Origin of the sequence: Ktedonospora formicarum, assembly GCF_016587355.1 — a bacterium.
GTDB lineage: Bacteria > Chloroflexota > Ktedonobacteria > Ktedonobacterales > Ktedonobacteraceae > Ktedonobacter > Ktedonobacter formicarum.
The window spans coordinates 594,964-610,684 of sequence record NZ_BNJF01000002.1 but is presented as its reverse complement, the minus strand read 5'-3'; the positions used below and the strand labels follow the sequence as shown (position 1 = coordinate 610,684).

Annotated in this window: 16 protein-coding genes; 7 read left to right on the top strand and 9 right to left on the bottom strand. The window is 51.4% G+C overall.

The features are described 5' to 3' along the window. Positions 1-4: 4 nt before the first annotated feature. Entirely contained in the window at positions 5-559 is a 555-nt protein-coding gene (locus K3T82_RS21635) for a hypothetical protein (RefSeq protein ID WP_220195627.1), read from the top strand. A gap of 76 nt (positions 560-635) precedes the next feature. Continuing rightward, positions 636-1,094 (top strand): hypothetical protein, encoded by a 459-nt coding sequence (locus K3T82_RS21630; RefSeq protein WP_220195626.1) that lies wholly within the window; start codon positions 636-638, stop codon positions 1,092-1,094. On the opposite strand, the gene K3T82_RS21625 is transcribed toward K3T82_RS21630, so the two are convergent. The 3 genes from K3T82_RS21625 to K3T82_RS21615 all read right to left on the bottom strand — a co-directional run bounded on the left by K3T82_RS21625 (position 1,077) and on the right by K3T82_RS21615 (position 3,843). Continuing rightward, entirely contained in the window at positions 1,077-2,252 is a 1,176-nt protein-coding gene (locus tag K3T82_RS21625; protein ID WP_220195625.1) for an FAD-dependent monooxygenase, read from the bottom strand. The genes K3T82_RS21630 and K3T82_RS21625 overlap by 18 nt on opposite strands. Positions 2,253-2,389: 137 nt before the next feature. After that, a complete protein-coding gene (locus K3T82_RS21620; RefSeq protein ID WP_220195624.1) occupies positions 2,390-3,280 on the bottom strand; it encodes a DMT family transporter in 891 nt (296 codons plus the stop codon). Positions 3,281-3,594: 314 nt separating this feature from the next. Further along, positions 3,595-3,843, bottom strand: coding sequence for a type 2 periplasmic-binding domain-containing protein (locus tag K3T82_RS21615; RefSeq protein WP_220195623.1), 249 nt, complete (start codon positions 3,841-3,843; stop codon positions 3,595-3,597). Positions 3,844-4,144: 301 nt separating this feature from the next. Here K3T82_RS21615 and K3T82_RS21610 point away from each other — a divergent pair, with 301 nt between their 5' ends. The 4 genes from K3T82_RS21610 (at position 4,145) to K3T82_RS21595 (ending at position 9,963) form a co-directional block, all read left to right on the top strand. Continuing rightward, entirely contained in the window at positions 4,145-4,786 is a 642-nt protein-coding gene (locus K3T82_RS21610) for a class I SAM-dependent methyltransferase (RefSeq protein WP_220195622.1), read from the top strand. 729 nt (positions 4,787-5,515) lie between these two features. Beyond that, entirely contained in the window at positions 5,516-8,506 is a 2,991-nt protein-coding gene (locus K3T82_RS21605) for a winged helix-turn-helix domain-containing protein (RefSeq protein WP_220195621.1), read from the top strand. A 166-nt stretch (positions 8,507-8,672) separates the two neighbouring features. Further along, a complete protein-coding gene (locus tag K3T82_RS21600) occupies positions 8,673-9,311 on the top strand; it encodes a hypothetical protein (RefSeq protein WP_220195620.1) in 639 nt (212 codons plus the stop codon). 169 nt (positions 9,312-9,480) lie between these two features. After that, positions 9,481-9,963, top strand: a complete 483-nt coding sequence (locus tag K3T82_RS21595) for a DinB family protein (protein ID WP_220195619.1) — start codon at positions 9,481-9,483, stop codon at positions 9,961-9,963. A gap of 98 nt (positions 9,964-10,061) precedes the next feature. Here K3T82_RS21595 and K3T82_RS21590 read toward each other — a convergent pair whose 3' ends face one another. From K3T82_RS21590 to K3T82_RS21580, 3 genes are all read right to left on the bottom strand, one after another. Further along, positions 10,062-10,736 (bottom strand): methyltransferase family protein, encoded by a 675-nt coding sequence (locus tag K3T82_RS21590; RefSeq protein WP_220195618.1) that lies wholly within the window; start codon positions 10,734-10,736, stop codon positions 10,062-10,064. Between the two features lie 246 nt (positions 10,737-10,982). Further along, positions 10,983-11,429: a hypothetical protein gene (locus tag K3T82_RS21585; protein WP_220195617.1), complete on the bottom strand. Its 447-nt coding sequence runs from the start codon at positions 11,427-11,429 to the stop codon at positions 10,983-10,985. A 66-nt stretch (positions 11,430-11,495) separates the two neighbouring features. After that, entirely contained in the window at positions 11,496-12,209 is a 714-nt protein-coding gene (locus K3T82_RS21580; RefSeq protein ID WP_220195616.1) for a TetR/AcrR family transcriptional regulator, read from the bottom strand. Positions 12,210-12,447: 238 nt separating this feature from the next. On the opposite strand from K3T82_RS21580, the gene K3T82_RS21575 reads away from it, so the two are divergent. Further along, entirely contained in the window at positions 12,448-13,350 is a 903-nt protein-coding gene (locus K3T82_RS21575; protein ID WP_220195615.1) for an NAD(P)-dependent oxidoreductase, read from the top strand. Here the strand turns inward: K3T82_RS21575 and K3T82_RS21570 are convergent. The 3 genes from K3T82_RS21570 to K3T82_RS21560 all read right to left on the bottom strand — a co-directional run bounded on the left by K3T82_RS21570 (position 13,347) and on the right by K3T82_RS21560 (position 15,719). Beyond that, the gene (locus tag K3T82_RS21570; protein WP_220195614.1) at positions 13,347-13,949 is read right to left on the bottom strand and encodes a TetR/AcrR family transcriptional regulator; all 603 of its coding nucleotides are present in this window, start codon (positions 13,947-13,949) and stop codon (positions 13,347-13,349) included. The genes K3T82_RS21575 and K3T82_RS21570 overlap by 4 nt on opposite strands. 16 nt (positions 13,950-13,965) lie before the next feature. Next, entirely contained in the window at positions 13,966-14,625 is a 660-nt protein-coding gene (locus K3T82_RS21565) for a GNAT family N-acetyltransferase (RefSeq protein ID WP_220195613.1), read from the bottom strand. 227 nt (positions 14,626-14,852) lie between these two features. Beyond that, a complete protein-coding gene (locus K3T82_RS21560) occupies positions 14,853-15,719 on the bottom strand; it encodes a carbohydrate ABC transporter permease (RefSeq protein WP_236031443.1) in 867 nt (288 codons plus the stop codon). Positions 15,720-15,721: the final 2 nt, after the last annotated feature.

Genomic DNA, 15,721 nt, shown 5'->3' with positions numbered 1-15,721 from the left:
CGCTATGGAGAGACAGGAGGTTGAGCTCTACCTACAGGAACTAGGTGATGAGCTTGAGCGGCGAGGCTTTGAGAAGCCTGTACGCGTGATGATCGTAGGTGGCGTCTATATGCTGGTTATGGTGGGCAACCGCGAGTCTACCCAGGATATCGATGTGGTGCTCATGGATATGCCCGATACGACGAGCCTGGATACCGCGACGAAAGAATCGCGTCTCTTTAAGACGGCGGTGCGAGCAGTCGCACGCCGTCTGAAGATTAAGCAGCATTGGCTCAATGATGACGCGGCTCTCTTTGTGCGCGGTTTTGCTCCTGATCCTCAGGCTCGTCATTGGAAGACCTTTAACCGCCTGGAAGTGTACCTCCCATCAAAAGCCTGTATCCTGGCTCTCAAGCTCATTTCCTTTCGTGAGAAGGATAGGGGCGATGTCGAAGCACTCTGCACTCATCTTGGCGTACAGACACGCGAGGAGGTGCAGGCTCTGGTAGATACCTTCATTGCCAAACATTGGCAGGAGGAATATCTCCTCGAAAATACCCTGGACGAACTCTTCTATTAGCTTCCTGTATCTTTCGGTTTCATGGTATAATGCGCATAAGGATAGAGAAGGTTGACATAATGAGGGGTGCAGTGCCATGCTAACAGACATACAGCTTCAAACTATGGCCCTTACATACCGGGAGATTTGCGAGCATACGGACGCGACCCCGTGGGTTCCACTTGGCAATTTCATGAATGATTTCTTTGATAATTTTGCCAAGCGGCGTGAGGAGTTGGTGCAGGACTGCATAGAGATCCCCGCGAATGTCACGCCAGAACTTCAGCGATGGGCCGTCTTCTGTGCGGCTTCGGTTGAGTACCTCTGCGTTCGTTATGATCTGCCCTGTCCCGCCTGGGTACATGATGCGGCCTTCACGCCATTATCGGTGGCTTGGTTCTTCTCTCCCGCCGCCGAGCGTAATCCCCGTGTGCGTGAGCGCTATGAGCGCGAGACGCCAGAAGCTTTTAAGCGTCGCAATATCTACTGCGGCAATAAAGTCTATGTGAGCAAACGCGAGGCGGCAGCCGCGCTTCGCTTAAAGCTGACGGCCTGAGCGTACGCTGCCCACTGGTATTGCCGAGGGGATCTTATAGCCAACAATAGGCTCGAGTTGTTTGCGTAAGAGGATAGGTGGTGTGGCTCGCAGAGCCAGATCGCGCAACCCACACAAAAATGAATTCTCCCATTGACCGATCTGCCCCAGGAGACGCGATTGACGTAGGATTCTATTGGCACGTGCCAGGCGGCGGCGTTCGTATGCCTGGAATGCGTCTTCAGGCTGTGGATATTGGGCTATACATTCGGCGAGCACCACGGCGTCCTCAATAGCCTGGCACGCTCCCTGTCCAAGATTGGGCGTCATGGCGTGCGCGGCATCCCCAAGCAGCGTGATGCGTCCTACACTCCAGTGCGGTAGCGGCTTGAGTTCATAAATGTCTTTGTGAAGGATAGATTGAGCCTCAGTGGCTTCTATGATTTCCGGGATTTGTTGATGCCATTGATGAAAGAGCGTAAGAAGCCCTTGCTTGCGTGTTACCGCGTCCGCATCGTGTCCAGGTGATTCATTGCGGGTCGCGAACCAGTAGGTATGATCCTGAGAGAGGACCACTGAGCCAAAACGTATGCCGCGTCCCCATGTCTCGATAGCAGCGTGTGGATGCCTAAAGCGCGCGATTCCGCGCCAGGCTGTATATCCAGCAAAACGCGGTTCACTCCCTGCGAAGAGGCTGGTCCGAAGCATAGAGTGAATGCCATCAGCGCCTATTAAAGCCTCACCATAGGCGCTTTCCCCATTCTCAAGCTGTAAATGCACTCCACGCTGATTTTGCTGATATGTGACGCAGCGCGTGCCAAATTGGACAGCATCTCTTCCCAATGCGTTTAGAAGAAGATGGTGTAAATCTGCCCGGTGGATAGCGACCGGTGAGACGCAGGGCGCTTGTGTTAGCGAGAGCGTTGAGGTTTCGGTCAGAACAGCACCATGCGGCGTTTGGAAAGCAGCGCGTGTATATGGCATTGCGAACTCCCGCAATGCTTCTGTTAATCCCAATTGTTCTAGCGCGCGTAGAGCATTTGTCCAGAGTGTCAGGCCAGTCCCTGCCTCTTGTGCGCCCTCGGCTCGCTCAAAGACCTGCGCCTCAATACCAGCGCGGCGCAAGGCCAGGGCTGTACATAGGCCCCCAATGCCAGCGCCGATAATAAGCACTTTCATAGCCTGGTGTTCCCTCTAACAATCAACGTTTCCTCGTCTTCTTATCATACTGCATACACTCATCTAAGTCAGCTCTCTATAGAAGAGAAGTATGGGTTGAAGTCACGTTGACTTCAACCCACATCTATGTCCTCAAATCACTTCTTATAGGCGAGTAGGAGCAGGGCGCCTACCAGGAGCAAGCCGCCCAGAATCCCAAAGGGTCCAAGCTGTTCATGGAAGAGTAGCCATGCCAGTAGAGCGGCGGTGAGAGGCTCGAAGAGCGTTATAATGCTTGCCGCCGTTGCTGAGACCGAGCGCATCCCCGCCTGGAAGAGACCATATGCCAGGGCTGTTGGGATGCTTCCCAGGTAGAAGAGAAGTAGCCAGTCGCCCGTAGGGTAGGTCGCGACCAGACCTCCTGGCAAGGCGAAGGCGAGCAGAATGAGCGCGCCAGTTCCGAAGGCCACAAAGTTGATCTGAACAGAGTGATAAGAGGTAGTGAAAAGCCGCCCAAAGAGAATAAAGGCCGCGTACCCGGTAGCGGAAAGTAGCGCGAGCCCAATTCCTACCAGTGAGAAGTTTCCCTGTTGTGGATCGGTGCGTGAAACGACAAGTAGGATCGTACCGAAGAAAGCGCAGAGCAGAGCTAGAAGCGTCGAACGCGTAGGCCTCTCGTGCATCAAGAAGGTAGAGCAGAGCACAACAATGATTGGAGCCACGCACAGCGCGATCAGCGTCGAGATTGTCACGCCGGAATAGGCGATAGCCGCGCTATAGCTGGCCTGATAGAGCGCTTGCATCGCCCCCATGAGGACCATTACTCCCAGGTCGCGGAGCTTAATCGAGAGGAAGCGGCGGCCCAACAGGCGTAGACAAGCTATCAGGAAGAGTGGTGCGGCTATCGCCAGACGGAAGAATGCCAGCGAGAGCGCGTTAGTAGCTGTATGTGCATAGATTGCCTGATTGGCGACGCCGACAGTGCCCCATGCGACGGAGGCGGCGACGATAAACCAGAAATCACGTTGAAATGAACCTTGCGAACGCATAACACATCCTTTAAAGACTTAAGACTTATTGTGAGGGGATAAAATGTGTATGGAGTGAGGGCAGGATGTGAACACGAACGAATAACACGACCCAACCATATAGGAATGGCGCGTATGGAAGAAGGTATAGTCGTTCAGCCTGCCCTAGTGGGTGGCGATGACTGGTGGGGGTAAAATAGAGTATGAACTGTAGAAAATGCGATCTACCATAATCAATGTATCCTTTATCCCTATAAAAAGGATCGGCAAATACCTTTCAGCGCCTATTTTATCAGAGTTCAGGCTTTTCTGGCAAGGGGTTAGGCTCTCGCATTCTACTCATCCTTGCGAGCATAGATATTGTCATGAGCGAAATATATTTGCTCACCTCGCTCATTGCTCTGCAATATCACGTAGGTAACTAGCCAACTCACCTCCTCCTCATCCTGCTTGATGACGTTGACTCTGGCTTCCTCATCGCCAACAACTATGATATCCTTGATCTTAAGTTGTTGTATACTCTTCCAGGAATAACTATAGGTCGCGAAGAGTTGTGGCTGTTGCTCACTCTTTCTTCTGGTCATAGCTGTCCCCCGTATGGCATTATCGTATATACGTAAGCATAACATGACCCCACAAAACGGTAAAGACGAATGAGAGACATGCTAATAACCTTTCGCCATCCGTTAAAGATGGGAGTATCGGAAAAACGCTGTCGCGACAATATTGACAGCGGCAATCAGAAGGAATTGATGCGTGAGAAAATGGTGGGGAAAAGGCAAGACTCAAGTGCTATGCCTACATATGCAGGGCTCAAGCCTTCTGACGGTCGTGGTAGATGTCTTGCTAAATCGCATGAGCAATAGCTGAAAGTGAAGGAACGCTATGAGTCAGGAGTACATTCCAAGGCCAGCCTTTAGGCGTCGCCTCTTCGCTAACTATTATGAGCGTACGGCGCAGGGAGCGACAGAGAAGACGTATATAGAGCCGCTTCGCAAAGAAATAGTTGCTCAAGCGAAGGGTGTAGTGCTGGAGGTCGGCGCGGGTAATGGACTGAACTTTGCCTTCTATGATCCACAGCTTGTCGAGTGTGTCGAGGCGACAGAGCCGGATGATACCATGCTAGGTTATGCGCGTGAGCGGGCAGAGGCTGCGTCAGTGCCAGTTGTCCTGAGCCGAACGCGTGTTGAACACTTACCCTTTGCCGATGCGTCCTTTGATTGCGTCGTGAGCACCCTGGTCTTCTGTTCGGTTGCCCATCCACTAAGTGGCATGCAAGAAATTCGTCGTGTGCTCAAGCCAGGAGGTCGCCTGTTTATGGTCGAGCATGTGCGCTCTCATAAGCGCAGTGTGGCATTTATTCAAGATATGCTAACACCCCTTTCAAGGCTCTTTCTGGGCAACTGTCATTGGAACCGGTATACAGAGCAAACCGTTCAAGAGGCTGGCTTTCGTGAAGTGAAAGTTGAGCGGAGGCTCGTTGCAGGCGAACTCTTACCGATAGTGCTTATGATTGCTGAGAGCTAAGGGTAGCAAGCAATTTTTGAATCTCTCCCATTGTCAGGCTTGTTGAAACCATATCTGTGTTCTGATCCTGGGCTTATAAACCTTGCGCGTTGGGTAAGTTTGGGAAAAATTAGCAGGTAGGGGCTACAATTAATTATATGTAATTACATGCAAAACTGTACTTAAAGATTTTGAAGAGCATGCTGCGATTCCTGCTTTCGGTGGATGTGGGAGAGTCAGTTGTGATTCTATAATCTGCTCAGAACGAAGGTCTACTAGTCTGCGAAAGTGAGCATGAATATGAGTCACTACTCAAGCACAAGCCTTTTTATTGTCCATAATCAGATGATTCAAGAATTTATAGAGCGCGGAAGGTATGGGGCAAAGGTTGGGTGTGGAAGGTATGGGGCAAAAATTTGGGAGACAGACAAGGATGTACCACTTGTACGCTCTAAACGCGATACTTTCCTTATAAAGCTTATGCGCTTTGTCCTCCCTCCCTGGTGGCCTGGCGCGCAAGAGTTTGAGCTGTGTGCTCCAGTGTCATCTCTGAGTCAGGAGCATTGCATCTCAGGCAATTGATGGGAGAAGGCGATATGCTCCCTTCTCTTCTGACCGAAACATCCTATATTGACATGCATGATTCTAGTGTATATGCTGGTGGCCCCATATGTAGGCGCAAAGCTATAGCTCTGCGCCTACATATGGGGCCAGGGTTGTCAGCGTTAGTGTTTTGATATAAGAGGAGCTATGGCACGAACAACACCCCGCGTTGAACAGAATAAGCTCGTCTTGCCAGTAGACAAGAGTATGCCCGTTACAGTGGGGTCACGGCAGTGGTATGCCTGGCTGGCTGATGAGGAAACAGGGAGCTTCTTTTTCGAGGATGAGGCGGGCTCGTTTACAGCGCGCAAGGAGCGCCGGAAGCGTGGAGGCTGGTACTGGATCGCATATCGTAGCCGTGGTGGTAAGCTCCATAAAACCTATATTGGGCGGAGCGAAGACATGACCTCAGAGCGTTTGAATCAAGTCACCCGTCATCTCGCCTCGTATCAGAGAGAAGAAGCGGACGGAGTTAGAGCCCAGCCACTGCTAAATGTCAAGTTTACCCCACCTGCCCTCTCGCCATATCAGGGTGACCTGCTTGAACGGGTTATCCTGCTCGAACGCCTGAACGCGAGCCTGCGTGCCAAACTAACGCTGGTCACAGCCCCGGCTGGCTTTGGTAAAACAACTCTGCTGGATATGTGGTATGAGGCATACAGGCAACGATATAGCAAGCGGAGGGATATTGCCTGGATCTCACTTGACGAACGTGACAATGATCCAATTCGCTTCTGGAGCGCAATCTGGCGTGCACTGCAACGAGAGCACTCCGGGAGTATGCGCGATCTTCCATCTCCAATCGCTTCTCTGCCGCAAATGACGCTAGAAACGATGGTCGCTGCCCTGATGAATGCACGGCAACGTGGAGTCCTCATTCTGGACGACTATCATCTCATCTCTAATATCCAAATTCACCAGGGGATGCAATTGCTTCTAGATAACCTTCCACCAGATATGCATCTGATCATTGCCAGTCGGAGCGAGCCGCCATTGACCCTGGGAAAATTCAGGATGTATGGAGAACTTGTCGAACTGCGTACAGAGGATCTCAAGTTGAATCTGGACGAGCTTGAACAATTCTTTCGTGAGATTGGTGGAGTCCCACTCACAACAGATGAATGCGCCTTGCTGCACGAACGTACCGAGGGCTGGATAGCTGGCTTACGCCTGGCTACTCTGGCTTTACGAGGGCGACGCGAACCTACCGAGGTTCTGGCGGGTTTTAGGGGGGGGCAACGAGACCTCTTCGCCTATTTCGCGGAAGAGGTCTTCGCGTGCCAATCAGCCGAGATTCAGCGCTTTTTGCTTTATACCTCTGTACTCCCGTTACTTACGCCCGAACTATGCTCAGTCATTCTATCTGATGATGATATCGATATTCAGAAGAGTCATGAAGAGAAGGCATGGGAGCAGCTTGCTTCCATCGAGCGCGCAGGCCTGTTTGTTGTACCTCTCGACGATCAAGGTCAGTGCTATCGTTATCACGCGCTTTTTGGCGAATTCTTACAAGCCAAGCTTGTCCGAGAGAGTCAGCCGGGGTTGATAGAGCGTCTGCGGATTCGAGCTGCCGCCTGGTATGAGCAACAAGGAATGGTTGAGGAAGCCATTGAGTATTATCTGTCCGCGCGCGAGCTTCAGCGTGCGGTTCTGCTGATCGAGCGAATAGGCGAAGATGTGTTATGGAAGCGGAGTGAGTACAAGCGCTTGCTGACCTGGCTGCAACAGCTACCAGGAATGGACGATGGTCAACATCCCAATCTCGAAGCACACTATGCCTGGGCCTTGCTTATGAGCGGACAGCGAGATCTGAAGGATGTCGAAGCGCTTGTTACGACCATTGAGGAGCGTGGTGAAGAAGAATACCGAGGTGATATTGCCGCGCTCCGAGCCAGAATTGCGGCCTTCAATAATGACGTACCAACGGTTATTGAATACTCGCATCAGGCGCTGCAAACTCTCCCCGCGAGTCGCGCGCTCCTGCGCGCCGATATCGCCTTTGGCCTGAGTGGCACCATGCGGGATCTTGACGACTCGTACCGCATGTTTGCTGAGTCCTTACATATCAGTCAAGCTCTGGGTAGTCTGCGCCCAGCTATGTTCTCGGGTCGCTATCTGGCAGCGACCTGTATTGACCAGGGACGGCTGGCCGAAGCCGACGCCATTCTTCAGCAGGCTCTCTCAACGGCTGAACTCCGTGCGGGTTCGCGAGCACCCGTGAGTGCCATAGTACATATCGGTCTCGCCGAACTGTTGTATGAGAAAAACGACCTTGTGGCTTCTTTGCGCCATGCCCTGGTGGGGGTGGAACTAGGCGAGCGGAGTGGGGAGATTAAGGCCGTGCTTGGAGGCTGTTATATTCAGGCGCGCATCTTCGCTGTAAGGGGAGAGTTTGAACGCGCGTGGAGGGAACTCTGGAAAGGTGAGCGGATTTCAGCGATAGGCAAAGTACTCTGGTCGCAATTGATTTTCGCTGAGATCGCGGTAGACTTATCGCTCCTCCAGCAGGATCTGGATGGCGCGAAGCGCGCGCTTGGCAAGATTGGCATCAATGCCAGTAGTATGATACAAAGGCTGACATCAAGCCAGCACCAGGAATGTCTGACTCTCGCGAAGGTCTGGCTTGCGGAGGGAAAGTATCGCGCCGTAGTTGCCCTGCTTTCGCCGTTGATCAAGGTGGCTTTAGAGGAGAAACGTAAGAAGCTGGTTGTGCAAGCTCGCGCTATACAAGCTCTCGCCTTCGCTGAACTAGGTGAACGCGAGCGAGCTCTCAATCTGTTAGGTGAGGCGCTTACCGGGACAGAGGAGTATACGCGCCTCTTTCTCGACTTAGGAGAGCCTATGCGTGCGCTCCTTGCTCAACATGGTCACAAGAGAGAAGCGCGCCACTATGTAAGTCGATTGCTGGCAGCCTTTGAGCCAAATGAAGACGAAAAGAAAGATGTGAGTGGGCTAAGTGAGCGCGAATATGAGGTCCTGCACCTGGTCGCGCTCGGTATGTCTAATCAGGAGATTGCCGAGTCTCTCGTCATTGCATTGAGCACCGTCAAAGCGCATGTACGTCACATCTGTCAGAAGTTAGATGTGCAGAAGCGCATCCAGGCTGTAGGAAAGGCGCGGGAGCTCGGACTATTGTAGCCGCACAAGTAGATCGAAACATCCTTTGATTGCTTTACGAGCACTTGTATATACTGTAATAAGGGATGATTCAAGCACTTTACTGCATTGGCTTGAACACATCCTCTTATCACTCTATCCTGCGCCGCGCGATAGAGTGAAGCAACAATGGAGGTTCTATTATCATATGTCTATTACAACAGTGCAGCGTCTGTGTGGCATCGTGGTACTTGCCGGGTGTGCTATCCTACTCGCTGGAATCATTCCCGCTTTCTTTAACAGTGATCCTAACAGTATTCTGACTTTGATCCTGCCCCTGCTCAGCATGTTTGGTGCTATGCTGACGGCGCTGGGTTTACCCGGTATCTATGCCAGCATTAGAGAGCGGATCGGAATTATAGGCCTGATTGGGTACATTCTGAGCTTCTTCTGGCTCCTGATCACCTTGTCTTTTGAGCCTATTGTGGCCTTGGTCATGCCCTTCCTCTCTTTCCTTGTCTCCAAGTCGCCTAATCTGGCGAATGTCGAGATGCCCTCTGGCCTGTTCACCATGTCTTTGATTGGAAATATCTTGTTTCTGGTTGGCGGCACCTTGTTAGGCATCGCGGTTCTGCGTTCTAGCCTGACGGCAAAGCTTGCGGGTGCTGTCATGGCTGTAGGCGCGCTTATTACCTTTATTGGTAATTTCCTCCCCCAATTTGTCGCGAACATCGGAACCATGATCTTCCTGGCGGGACTGATATGGTTGACTGTACGTGTCATGATACTTCCTTCCGTCAAGTTGGATGAGGAGGTCGAGCCCTCAGCAGCAAGTGCGCGAGCCTGAAACAGGCGGAAAAGCCCACTTCATTTTTTAGCTCCTCTTTAAACAGGAACAAAGAAAACAGGAACAAAGATGCCCTCTTACGACAGTATCATAAGAGGGTAATGACCATTACAATAAGCAGGCATAGGAAGGCTCTTGCGTCTTGTAATTGTTTAGGAGGAGTATGAACATGGCAGAGGTTTTTTCTAAGTTGGGATTAATTCAGGATATACAACGTGAGTACCAGCAGTTTATGGAACTCATTAGCTCGTTGAGCGAGGAGCAACTCTCGACCCCAGGTGTGAATAGTCCCTGGTCCGTCAAGGACAACCTCGCGCATCTGACTACCTGGCAGGAGTATATGCTGAGTCGCTTGAAGTCCATCGACTCTGATAGAGAACCGCCAGTTCCTGAAGAATATCATGGCACAGAGGATGAGATCAATGAGCGTATCTATCAGCGGAACAAGGCCCGTCCTGTCGCGGATGTCCTGGCGGACTTTGAGCGTTCGTATCAGGAGGTAATAACCACGCTTGAGGCTACTCCCGAAGCCACGCTGGCTTCTCCTTTCCCCTGGAGTACTAGTGGGAATCCGGCCTGGGAATTTGTCGTGGGTAACACTTCAGAACACTATCAGGAGCATGGAGAGTATATCCGAAGCTCACTTGTTTAGAGCCATATCGAGTAAATAATAGAAGGGAGTGTGGGAAATACCACACTCCCTTCTTATTGCAATGCGAATGAGCATATACGGACTATAAGCTCTCAAATCTACCAGAGATAGGGTACCAGGCGATAGCGAACCTTGCGCGTGTATTCTGTATATCCAGGTAAATCGTTTTTTAGCATCGCCTCTTCATCGAGTATCCTGAATATAAGCACAGGCGCGGTAATAGCGATAATCGCGAGACCCCACCAGGAGCCAAGCGCGAGTGGAACACCCAATACCATAATCAGGACTCCCACGTACATAGGATGGCGCACGCGCGCGTAGAGGCCCGTGGAGATGACTTGCTGGTTTTCAGAGATTTCGATTGATGACCCCCCAAAGGTATTTTCTCGGAGGACAAGCAGGTTGACGAAAAGCCCAAGAGCAACCAAGAGATCGCCGATGAGCGAGACATATCCGGGAACCGGAGACCACCCGAAACGATGGTCCAGAGCAGAGAAAACCATCACACCGATTAATGATAGAAAGCCGAGGGAGATGATTAATTTCTGTATTCCCCTGGTTTCCGCCGTTGGGCCACCCTTCTTACGGCGCTCAAGTAACGCCGGGTCCTTCAGGCTCAGGTAAATGCCGATTCCATTTGTCGATGCTCCAAAGACAACAATAAAGACCCACGCTTGCCAGTAGTTGAGCGTCCATGCGGGGAGAAACAACATCAGCCCTAGCACGATGGCACCCGCAAGGAACATTCCTATTGTTTGAATGCCGAGCTTCATAGTATTACGATCCTTTTCTATCTCCTATTAGAAAACCTGAGCGCGCATGTTACAACGAACATCAACGCTGCCTTAGAGGCAGCTAGCGCGCACTCCTTACTGAGTACTTGAGCGCGCCAGCACTAGTCGCGGCAGCGACGTTGGTACTCAGAACACGTGGAACGCGCTTAGATGTTCGCGCAAGGAGTGCGCACTAGCCCCGAGAGCGGCGTTGGTTTTCGCATAAGACCTATGTGACACAAATTTTCAGATGAACTGGACTACCATAAGAACAATAGAGGCCAAACAGATCAATGAACGTACCCAGTTGGCTGTCTGGAGCTTCCAGCGCTCCTCCGCAAGCGCGGTTATGGCTCCGTTATCGAGGGCAAGAATCCTTTTGTATACCGGTAAGTTGAGAAGCTTCCCGGCAACTGAAGAGAGAATAAAGGCGAAAAGGCCTGCGATAAACCACCAATGGTTAAAGCCATAGAAGATGAAGTAGGGAATCATCGCAATCATGGTGATGGTCGATGAAACGATAGCATACGCTGAGCTAATGCCACGTTTATAGAGCAGGTGCATAAAGCGCCCAAATGTGGGCTCGTCCATGTCATTCATGATTGACTGGAGTACATCTGCTATCCAGATCAAGTACCCGGTAGTAAGAACAGAAGGGACGAGAATCAAGATTTCAGCCAACGTTTGAGTCATAAAACCAACCATCCTTTACGCATAGGCTTTCCCGACATTCAGTGGTATTGAGCTGCCTTCGCTGCCTTATTGACCATCTCGTGCGGCGGCGACCCAGAAGTTTATCGTTTCGGTGTCAATTCGCGTGAGTGAGCGTGCTGGTGCGCCGAGGGTGCGCTCTATCGCGCCCATATAGGCTTCATAAATGGCAATGATCTCATCTACGATAGGCTGGTCATCACTGTGCGGCTGACCTAATGCCAGCATCAGTCTGGCGTGGATTGTACCCATCCCTTGCAATAGAGATAGGATCACTTTGCCGGTGTTGTCTGGATCGATGGAGTTGAAGGTGCCCTCCTGAACGCCCTGGCGAACAATCTCAGCAACCAGCGGCGTGCGCTGCTGGAAAATCGCCTCTTCCACCCTCAGGCGGACAATGGCATTGGTGTCGGAGTACCAGACACGTCCCAGGCTAATCACATCATCAATGCGGTCACGCCGCAACTGGTCGAAGGCATCAAAGAATCTCTGAAACTTTTCGATAGCGTTCAGGTGGGGATCTTGGATGATAGGCAGGATGGGCTTCTCTGTCTCTATCCTGATCCGTTCGATGAACGCATCTAGTAATGCCCCACGCGAGGCGAAGTAATGATGGAACGCCCCGCTGGAAATGTTTATCTCTTTCAAGACGTCTTGAATCGACATCTGTTCATATCCCTTGGTAAACAGGAGTCGTTGAAAGGCATCTAGAATCTCCTTACGTTTCGCTGCGACTGCTTCCGGTTTGACGGTTCGCGCCATTATTCCACCTCAAAAATTAATAATTAGACGATCTGGTTATTAATTATAATCGGCGATAGGCTTTTGTCAAGAGGGTGGACATTTGTTGAAGCGTTGTTGTTAGGCGTGAAGTGGGTCGGGGATGCGGAATTGGCGCGCCGCCTTGACACTTTGGCATACGATAGAAGCGGGAGCGCTTCTAGAGATATTGCCGCTAGCGTCGTGAGGGCGTGAGTGGCTTGTAATCGCGGGAGAACATATGAAGATTCAGACTGTAGGTATCCTGAGCCCAGGTGATATGGGGCACGCTATAGGTGCGGTATTGCATCAGCATGGGATGCGTGTCATTACCAATCTACATGGACGTAGTCAACGCACCCAGGAACTGGCGCTAAAAGCTGGCATCAGCGATGTTGGCGGTGATGAGGTTCTTGTGCGCGAGGCCGATTGCCTGCTCTCAATTATGCCACCATCCCATGCCTATGCCTTTGGCGAGCGTATTGCAGCAACCCTACGCAACGTGAAAAAGGATTTGCTCTTTGTAGATTGTAACGCCGTAGCCCCCCGCACGGCTCTGGCGCTTGATGCGCTCTTGACGGAGGCTGGCGCGTCCTTTGTGGATGGGGGAATCATCGGTGGACCACCACGCCTTGGTGGTGAAGGACCACATATCTATGTTTCGGGCAAACGGGCGAGGGATATCGCGCAATTAAGTGAGTACGGACTTGATGTACGTGTTTTAGGGGCTGAGAGCGGTCAGGCATCGGGTCTCAAAATGTGCTACGCCTCGGTTACAAAGGGATTGACGGCTCTGGCGACAACGGCTCTTACGGCAAGTCAGGCTCTGGGTTTACAGGAGGAATTGATAGCAGAGTTTCGTGATCTACCAGTGTTCCGTAGCCTCGAACGCTCAGTTCCTGGTATGCCGCCCAAGGCGTATCGTTGGGTAGGTGAGATGCAAGAAATCGCGCGTACCTTTGCCGATTTAGGCCTTCCTCCACAAATACATGAGGGCGCAGCTGCGCTCTATCATTTTGTCGAAGGCACTGAACTGGGTCAGGAGACACCCGAGCAGCGCCAGCGAGGTCAAACATTGCAAGATGTGACGGCTATCCTGGCAAGTGCGCTAGAGAAACAGAAAGCTTCAGACAAGGATCGCTAAGGCGTCGTGAGCGGTAATGAGCTCAGAATGAGTTTACGGAGTGAGTCAGCCGTACTATGGACATAGCGGGATTCCTGGTAGAGTTGGCTGAGCATGATCGCACCCTCCATTGTCGAGAGCAGAAGTATGACCCAGTTCTCGATATCCACGTCGGAGCGTATCTCCTCGCGCTCAATACCACGTACCAGAATGCGTCGAAGTGTATCCTGTAGCTCGTTCATAGCCTCCTGCGCACGAGTCCGGAGAGCTGGATTGGTATCATCAGCCTCAACGGATAGGTTCAGGATTGGACAGCCTCCTGGCACTGGCGGATCATCGATAATGCCCTGGAAGTAGTCCAACATTGCTAACAGGCGGTCAATGGCGTGTCTTTTCTCCTTGAAGGTTTGCCGCCAGCGTTCCTGAATTAGAGCAAGTGTATAGTCAAAGGTCTCAAGTGCGAGTTGTTCCTTGTTAGTGAAATGGTTGTAGATGCCACCCTTTTCGAGCCCGGTTGCTCGCATGAGGTCAGCAAGTGAGGAGCCAACAAAACCCTGTTGATTGAAGATTGGGGCCGCGCGTGCCAGGATCATTTTCCTGGTATCATTACCTTTACTCATTGCATCGCTCCCATAGTTACATGCCAGGCAGAGTATCCGAGCGCAGGAGGCAGTTGAAGAAGGTGCTAACTGTCTCCTGTTCGGTAGTTCGCCCCAGGCGCGCAAGAAAGATATTCGCCGGATGCATGTTGATGTTGGGCTCAGAGGTCAGGTACTCCATGAAGCCATACGACGCGCACAGGCGTTCGAGCATTGACCTGTAGTTTAATGGCGACAATTCCGTGCCACCCATGTCCCAGTGCCAGTGTAGACCCATGCCCAGTACAATCATATCATCCAAAGGCACCATTTCAAAGACCAGATCAAGTAGATGGCGCGCGATCCCCATGCGTCGCCAGTTAGAACTTACCTCGAATGCGATCTCATGAGTTTTTTTCAATTCATGCCACCAACCCTCGACAGGCGCCAGCGAGACCTGCCCAATAATCTCGCCCTCAGGGGTATAGGCTAGAGTCAGCACCGCATCATTATCTCTGGCGAGTTTCAAGAGCAGACCATGTTCACGTTCAGGCTGGCGTGCGAAGGCGCGTAGCCCTTGTTCCGCTCGCAGTTGTTCAATCAGGAGCGGCGAGCAGTGTGTTTGCAGGTAGATTGGTCCTGCTGCAGTTGTGAGTGATCTTCTCGCGCCAGCAAGATGCTCATCGATAGCCAGGAATGTGTCATCTAGCAATGTCATAGCGGACCCTTTCTGCATAACAAATATCAATTTGAGACCGATTGGTCTGATTCGTAAGCGAAATTTTGAGACCAATCGGTCTCAAAATTATTATATCTTGCTCACACTACAAAAGGCAAGGGTAAATGAGAAGAGTGTGCGAAGCACTTAAGTATATATCCATATACTTCGCGCACTCTCAAGGAGGGTCTCGTATGATGTGTTTGTTGTTAGTTGAGAGGATGAGATCAACCTTTCAGGCCCGTAGTGGCGACACCCTCGATGAGGAGGCGTTGGAAGGCCAGGAAGAAACCAAAGATGGGTAATAGCGAGAGCACCGACATGGCGAACATCTGCCCATAGGCAGAGTTTCCGGTACTATCGAGGAAGGTGCGTAGCGCGATCGGCATGGTGTAGAGCGCGGAATCGTTGAGATAGATAAGCTGGCTGGTGAAGTCGCTCCAGGTCCAGATAAAGGTAAAAATAGCCGTGGTCGCCAGGGCGGGCAAGGCCAATGGAAGCACGATGCGCCAATAGAAACCATAGACGCTACAGCCATCTATCTTTGCCGCGTCATCCAACTCTTTAGGCAAGCCACGAATGAATTGCACCATTAGGAAGATAAAGAAGGCGTCAGTTGCCAGAAATTTTGGCACGATCAAGGGTAGAAAGGTATTGACCCAATCCAGATTTTTGAAGAGGATATATTGTGGCACCATCAACGCATTGTGAGGTAGCATAATCGAGCCCTGCATAAGCGCGAACCAGAGAACTTTATATTTGAAACGCAGACGCGCGAAGGAGTATGCAGCCATTGAGCATGAGATGAGATTCCCGACGACCGCGCCCAGGCAGACGATGAACGAGTTGAAGAAGTACGTATCAAATGTATAATCCAGGGCGTTCCAGCCATCGACATAATTGCGTAGCGTCCAGCCGGATGCGAAGATATTGGCATTGCCACCAAAGATGGAGTCAAGCGGTTTGAAGGAAGCCACAAAGAGCCAAATCAGAGGATAAATCATACAGAACGCGCCAACCGCGATTCCCAGGTGTAAGAGGAAACGGGAGAGGCGCTTGTTATGCCTCTGTGTTCCAGAAAGATGGGTAATCATCA

Bases quoted from the DNA above. Each gene is read 5' to 3' on its own strand.
- K3T82_RS21635 (WP_220195627.1), top strand. From the start codon at position 5: ATGGAGAGACAGGAGGTTGAGCTCTACCTACAGGAACTAGGTGATGAG.
- K3T82_RS21630 (WP_220195626.1), top strand. From the start codon at position 636: ATGCTAACAGACATACAGCTTCAAACTATGGCCCTTACATACCGGGAG.
- K3T82_RS21625 (WP_220195625.1), bottom strand. From the start codon at position 2,252: ATGAAAGTGCTTATTATCGGCGCTGGCATTGGGGGCCTATGTACAGCC.
- K3T82_RS21620 (WP_220195624.1), bottom strand. From the start codon at position 3,280: ATGCGTTCGCAAGGTTCATTTCAACGTGATTTCTGGTTTATCGTCGCC.
- K3T82_RS21615 (WP_220195623.1), bottom strand. From the start codon at position 3,843: ATGACCAGAAGAAAGAGTGAGCAACAGCCACAACTCTTCGCGACCTAT.
- K3T82_RS21610 (WP_220195622.1), top strand. From the start codon at position 4,145: ATGAGTCAGGAGTACATTCCAAGGCCAGCCTTTAGGCGTCGCCTCTTC.
- K3T82_RS21605 (WP_220195621.1), top strand. From the start codon at position 5,516: ATGGCACGAACAACACCCCGCGTTGAACAGAATAAGCTCGTCTTGCCA.
- K3T82_RS21600 (WP_220195620.1), top strand. From the start codon at position 8,673: ATGTCTATTACAACAGTGCAGCGTCTGTGTGGCATCGTGGTACTTGCC.
- K3T82_RS21595 (WP_220195619.1), top strand. From the start codon at position 9,481: ATGGCAGAGGTTTTTTCTAAGTTGGGATTAATTCAGGATATACAACGT.
- K3T82_RS21590 (WP_220195618.1), bottom strand. From the start codon at position 10,736: ATGAAGCTCGGCATTCAAACAATAGGAATGTTCCTTGCGGGTGCCATC.
- K3T82_RS21585 (WP_220195617.1), bottom strand. From the start codon at position 11,429: ATGACTCAAACGTTGGCTGAAATCTTGATTCTCGTCCCTTCTGTTCTT.
- K3T82_RS21580 (WP_220195616.1), bottom strand. From the start codon at position 12,209: ATGGCGCGAACCGTCAAACCGGAAGCAGTCGCAGCGAAACGTAAGGAG.
- K3T82_RS21575 (WP_220195615.1), top strand. From the start codon at position 12,448: ATGAAGATTCAGACTGTAGGTATCCTGAGCCCAGGTGATATGGGGCAC.
- K3T82_RS21570 (WP_220195614.1), bottom strand. From the start codon at position 13,949: ATGAGTAAAGGTAATGATACCAGGAAAATGATCCTGGCACGCGCGGCC.
- K3T82_RS21565 (WP_220195613.1), bottom strand. From the start codon at position 14,625: ATGACATTGCTAGATGACACATTCCTGGCTATCGATGAGCATCTTGCT.
- K3T82_RS21560 (WP_236031443.1), bottom strand. From the start codon at position 15,719: ATGATTACCCATCTTTCTGGAACACAGAGGCATAACAAGCGCCTCTCC.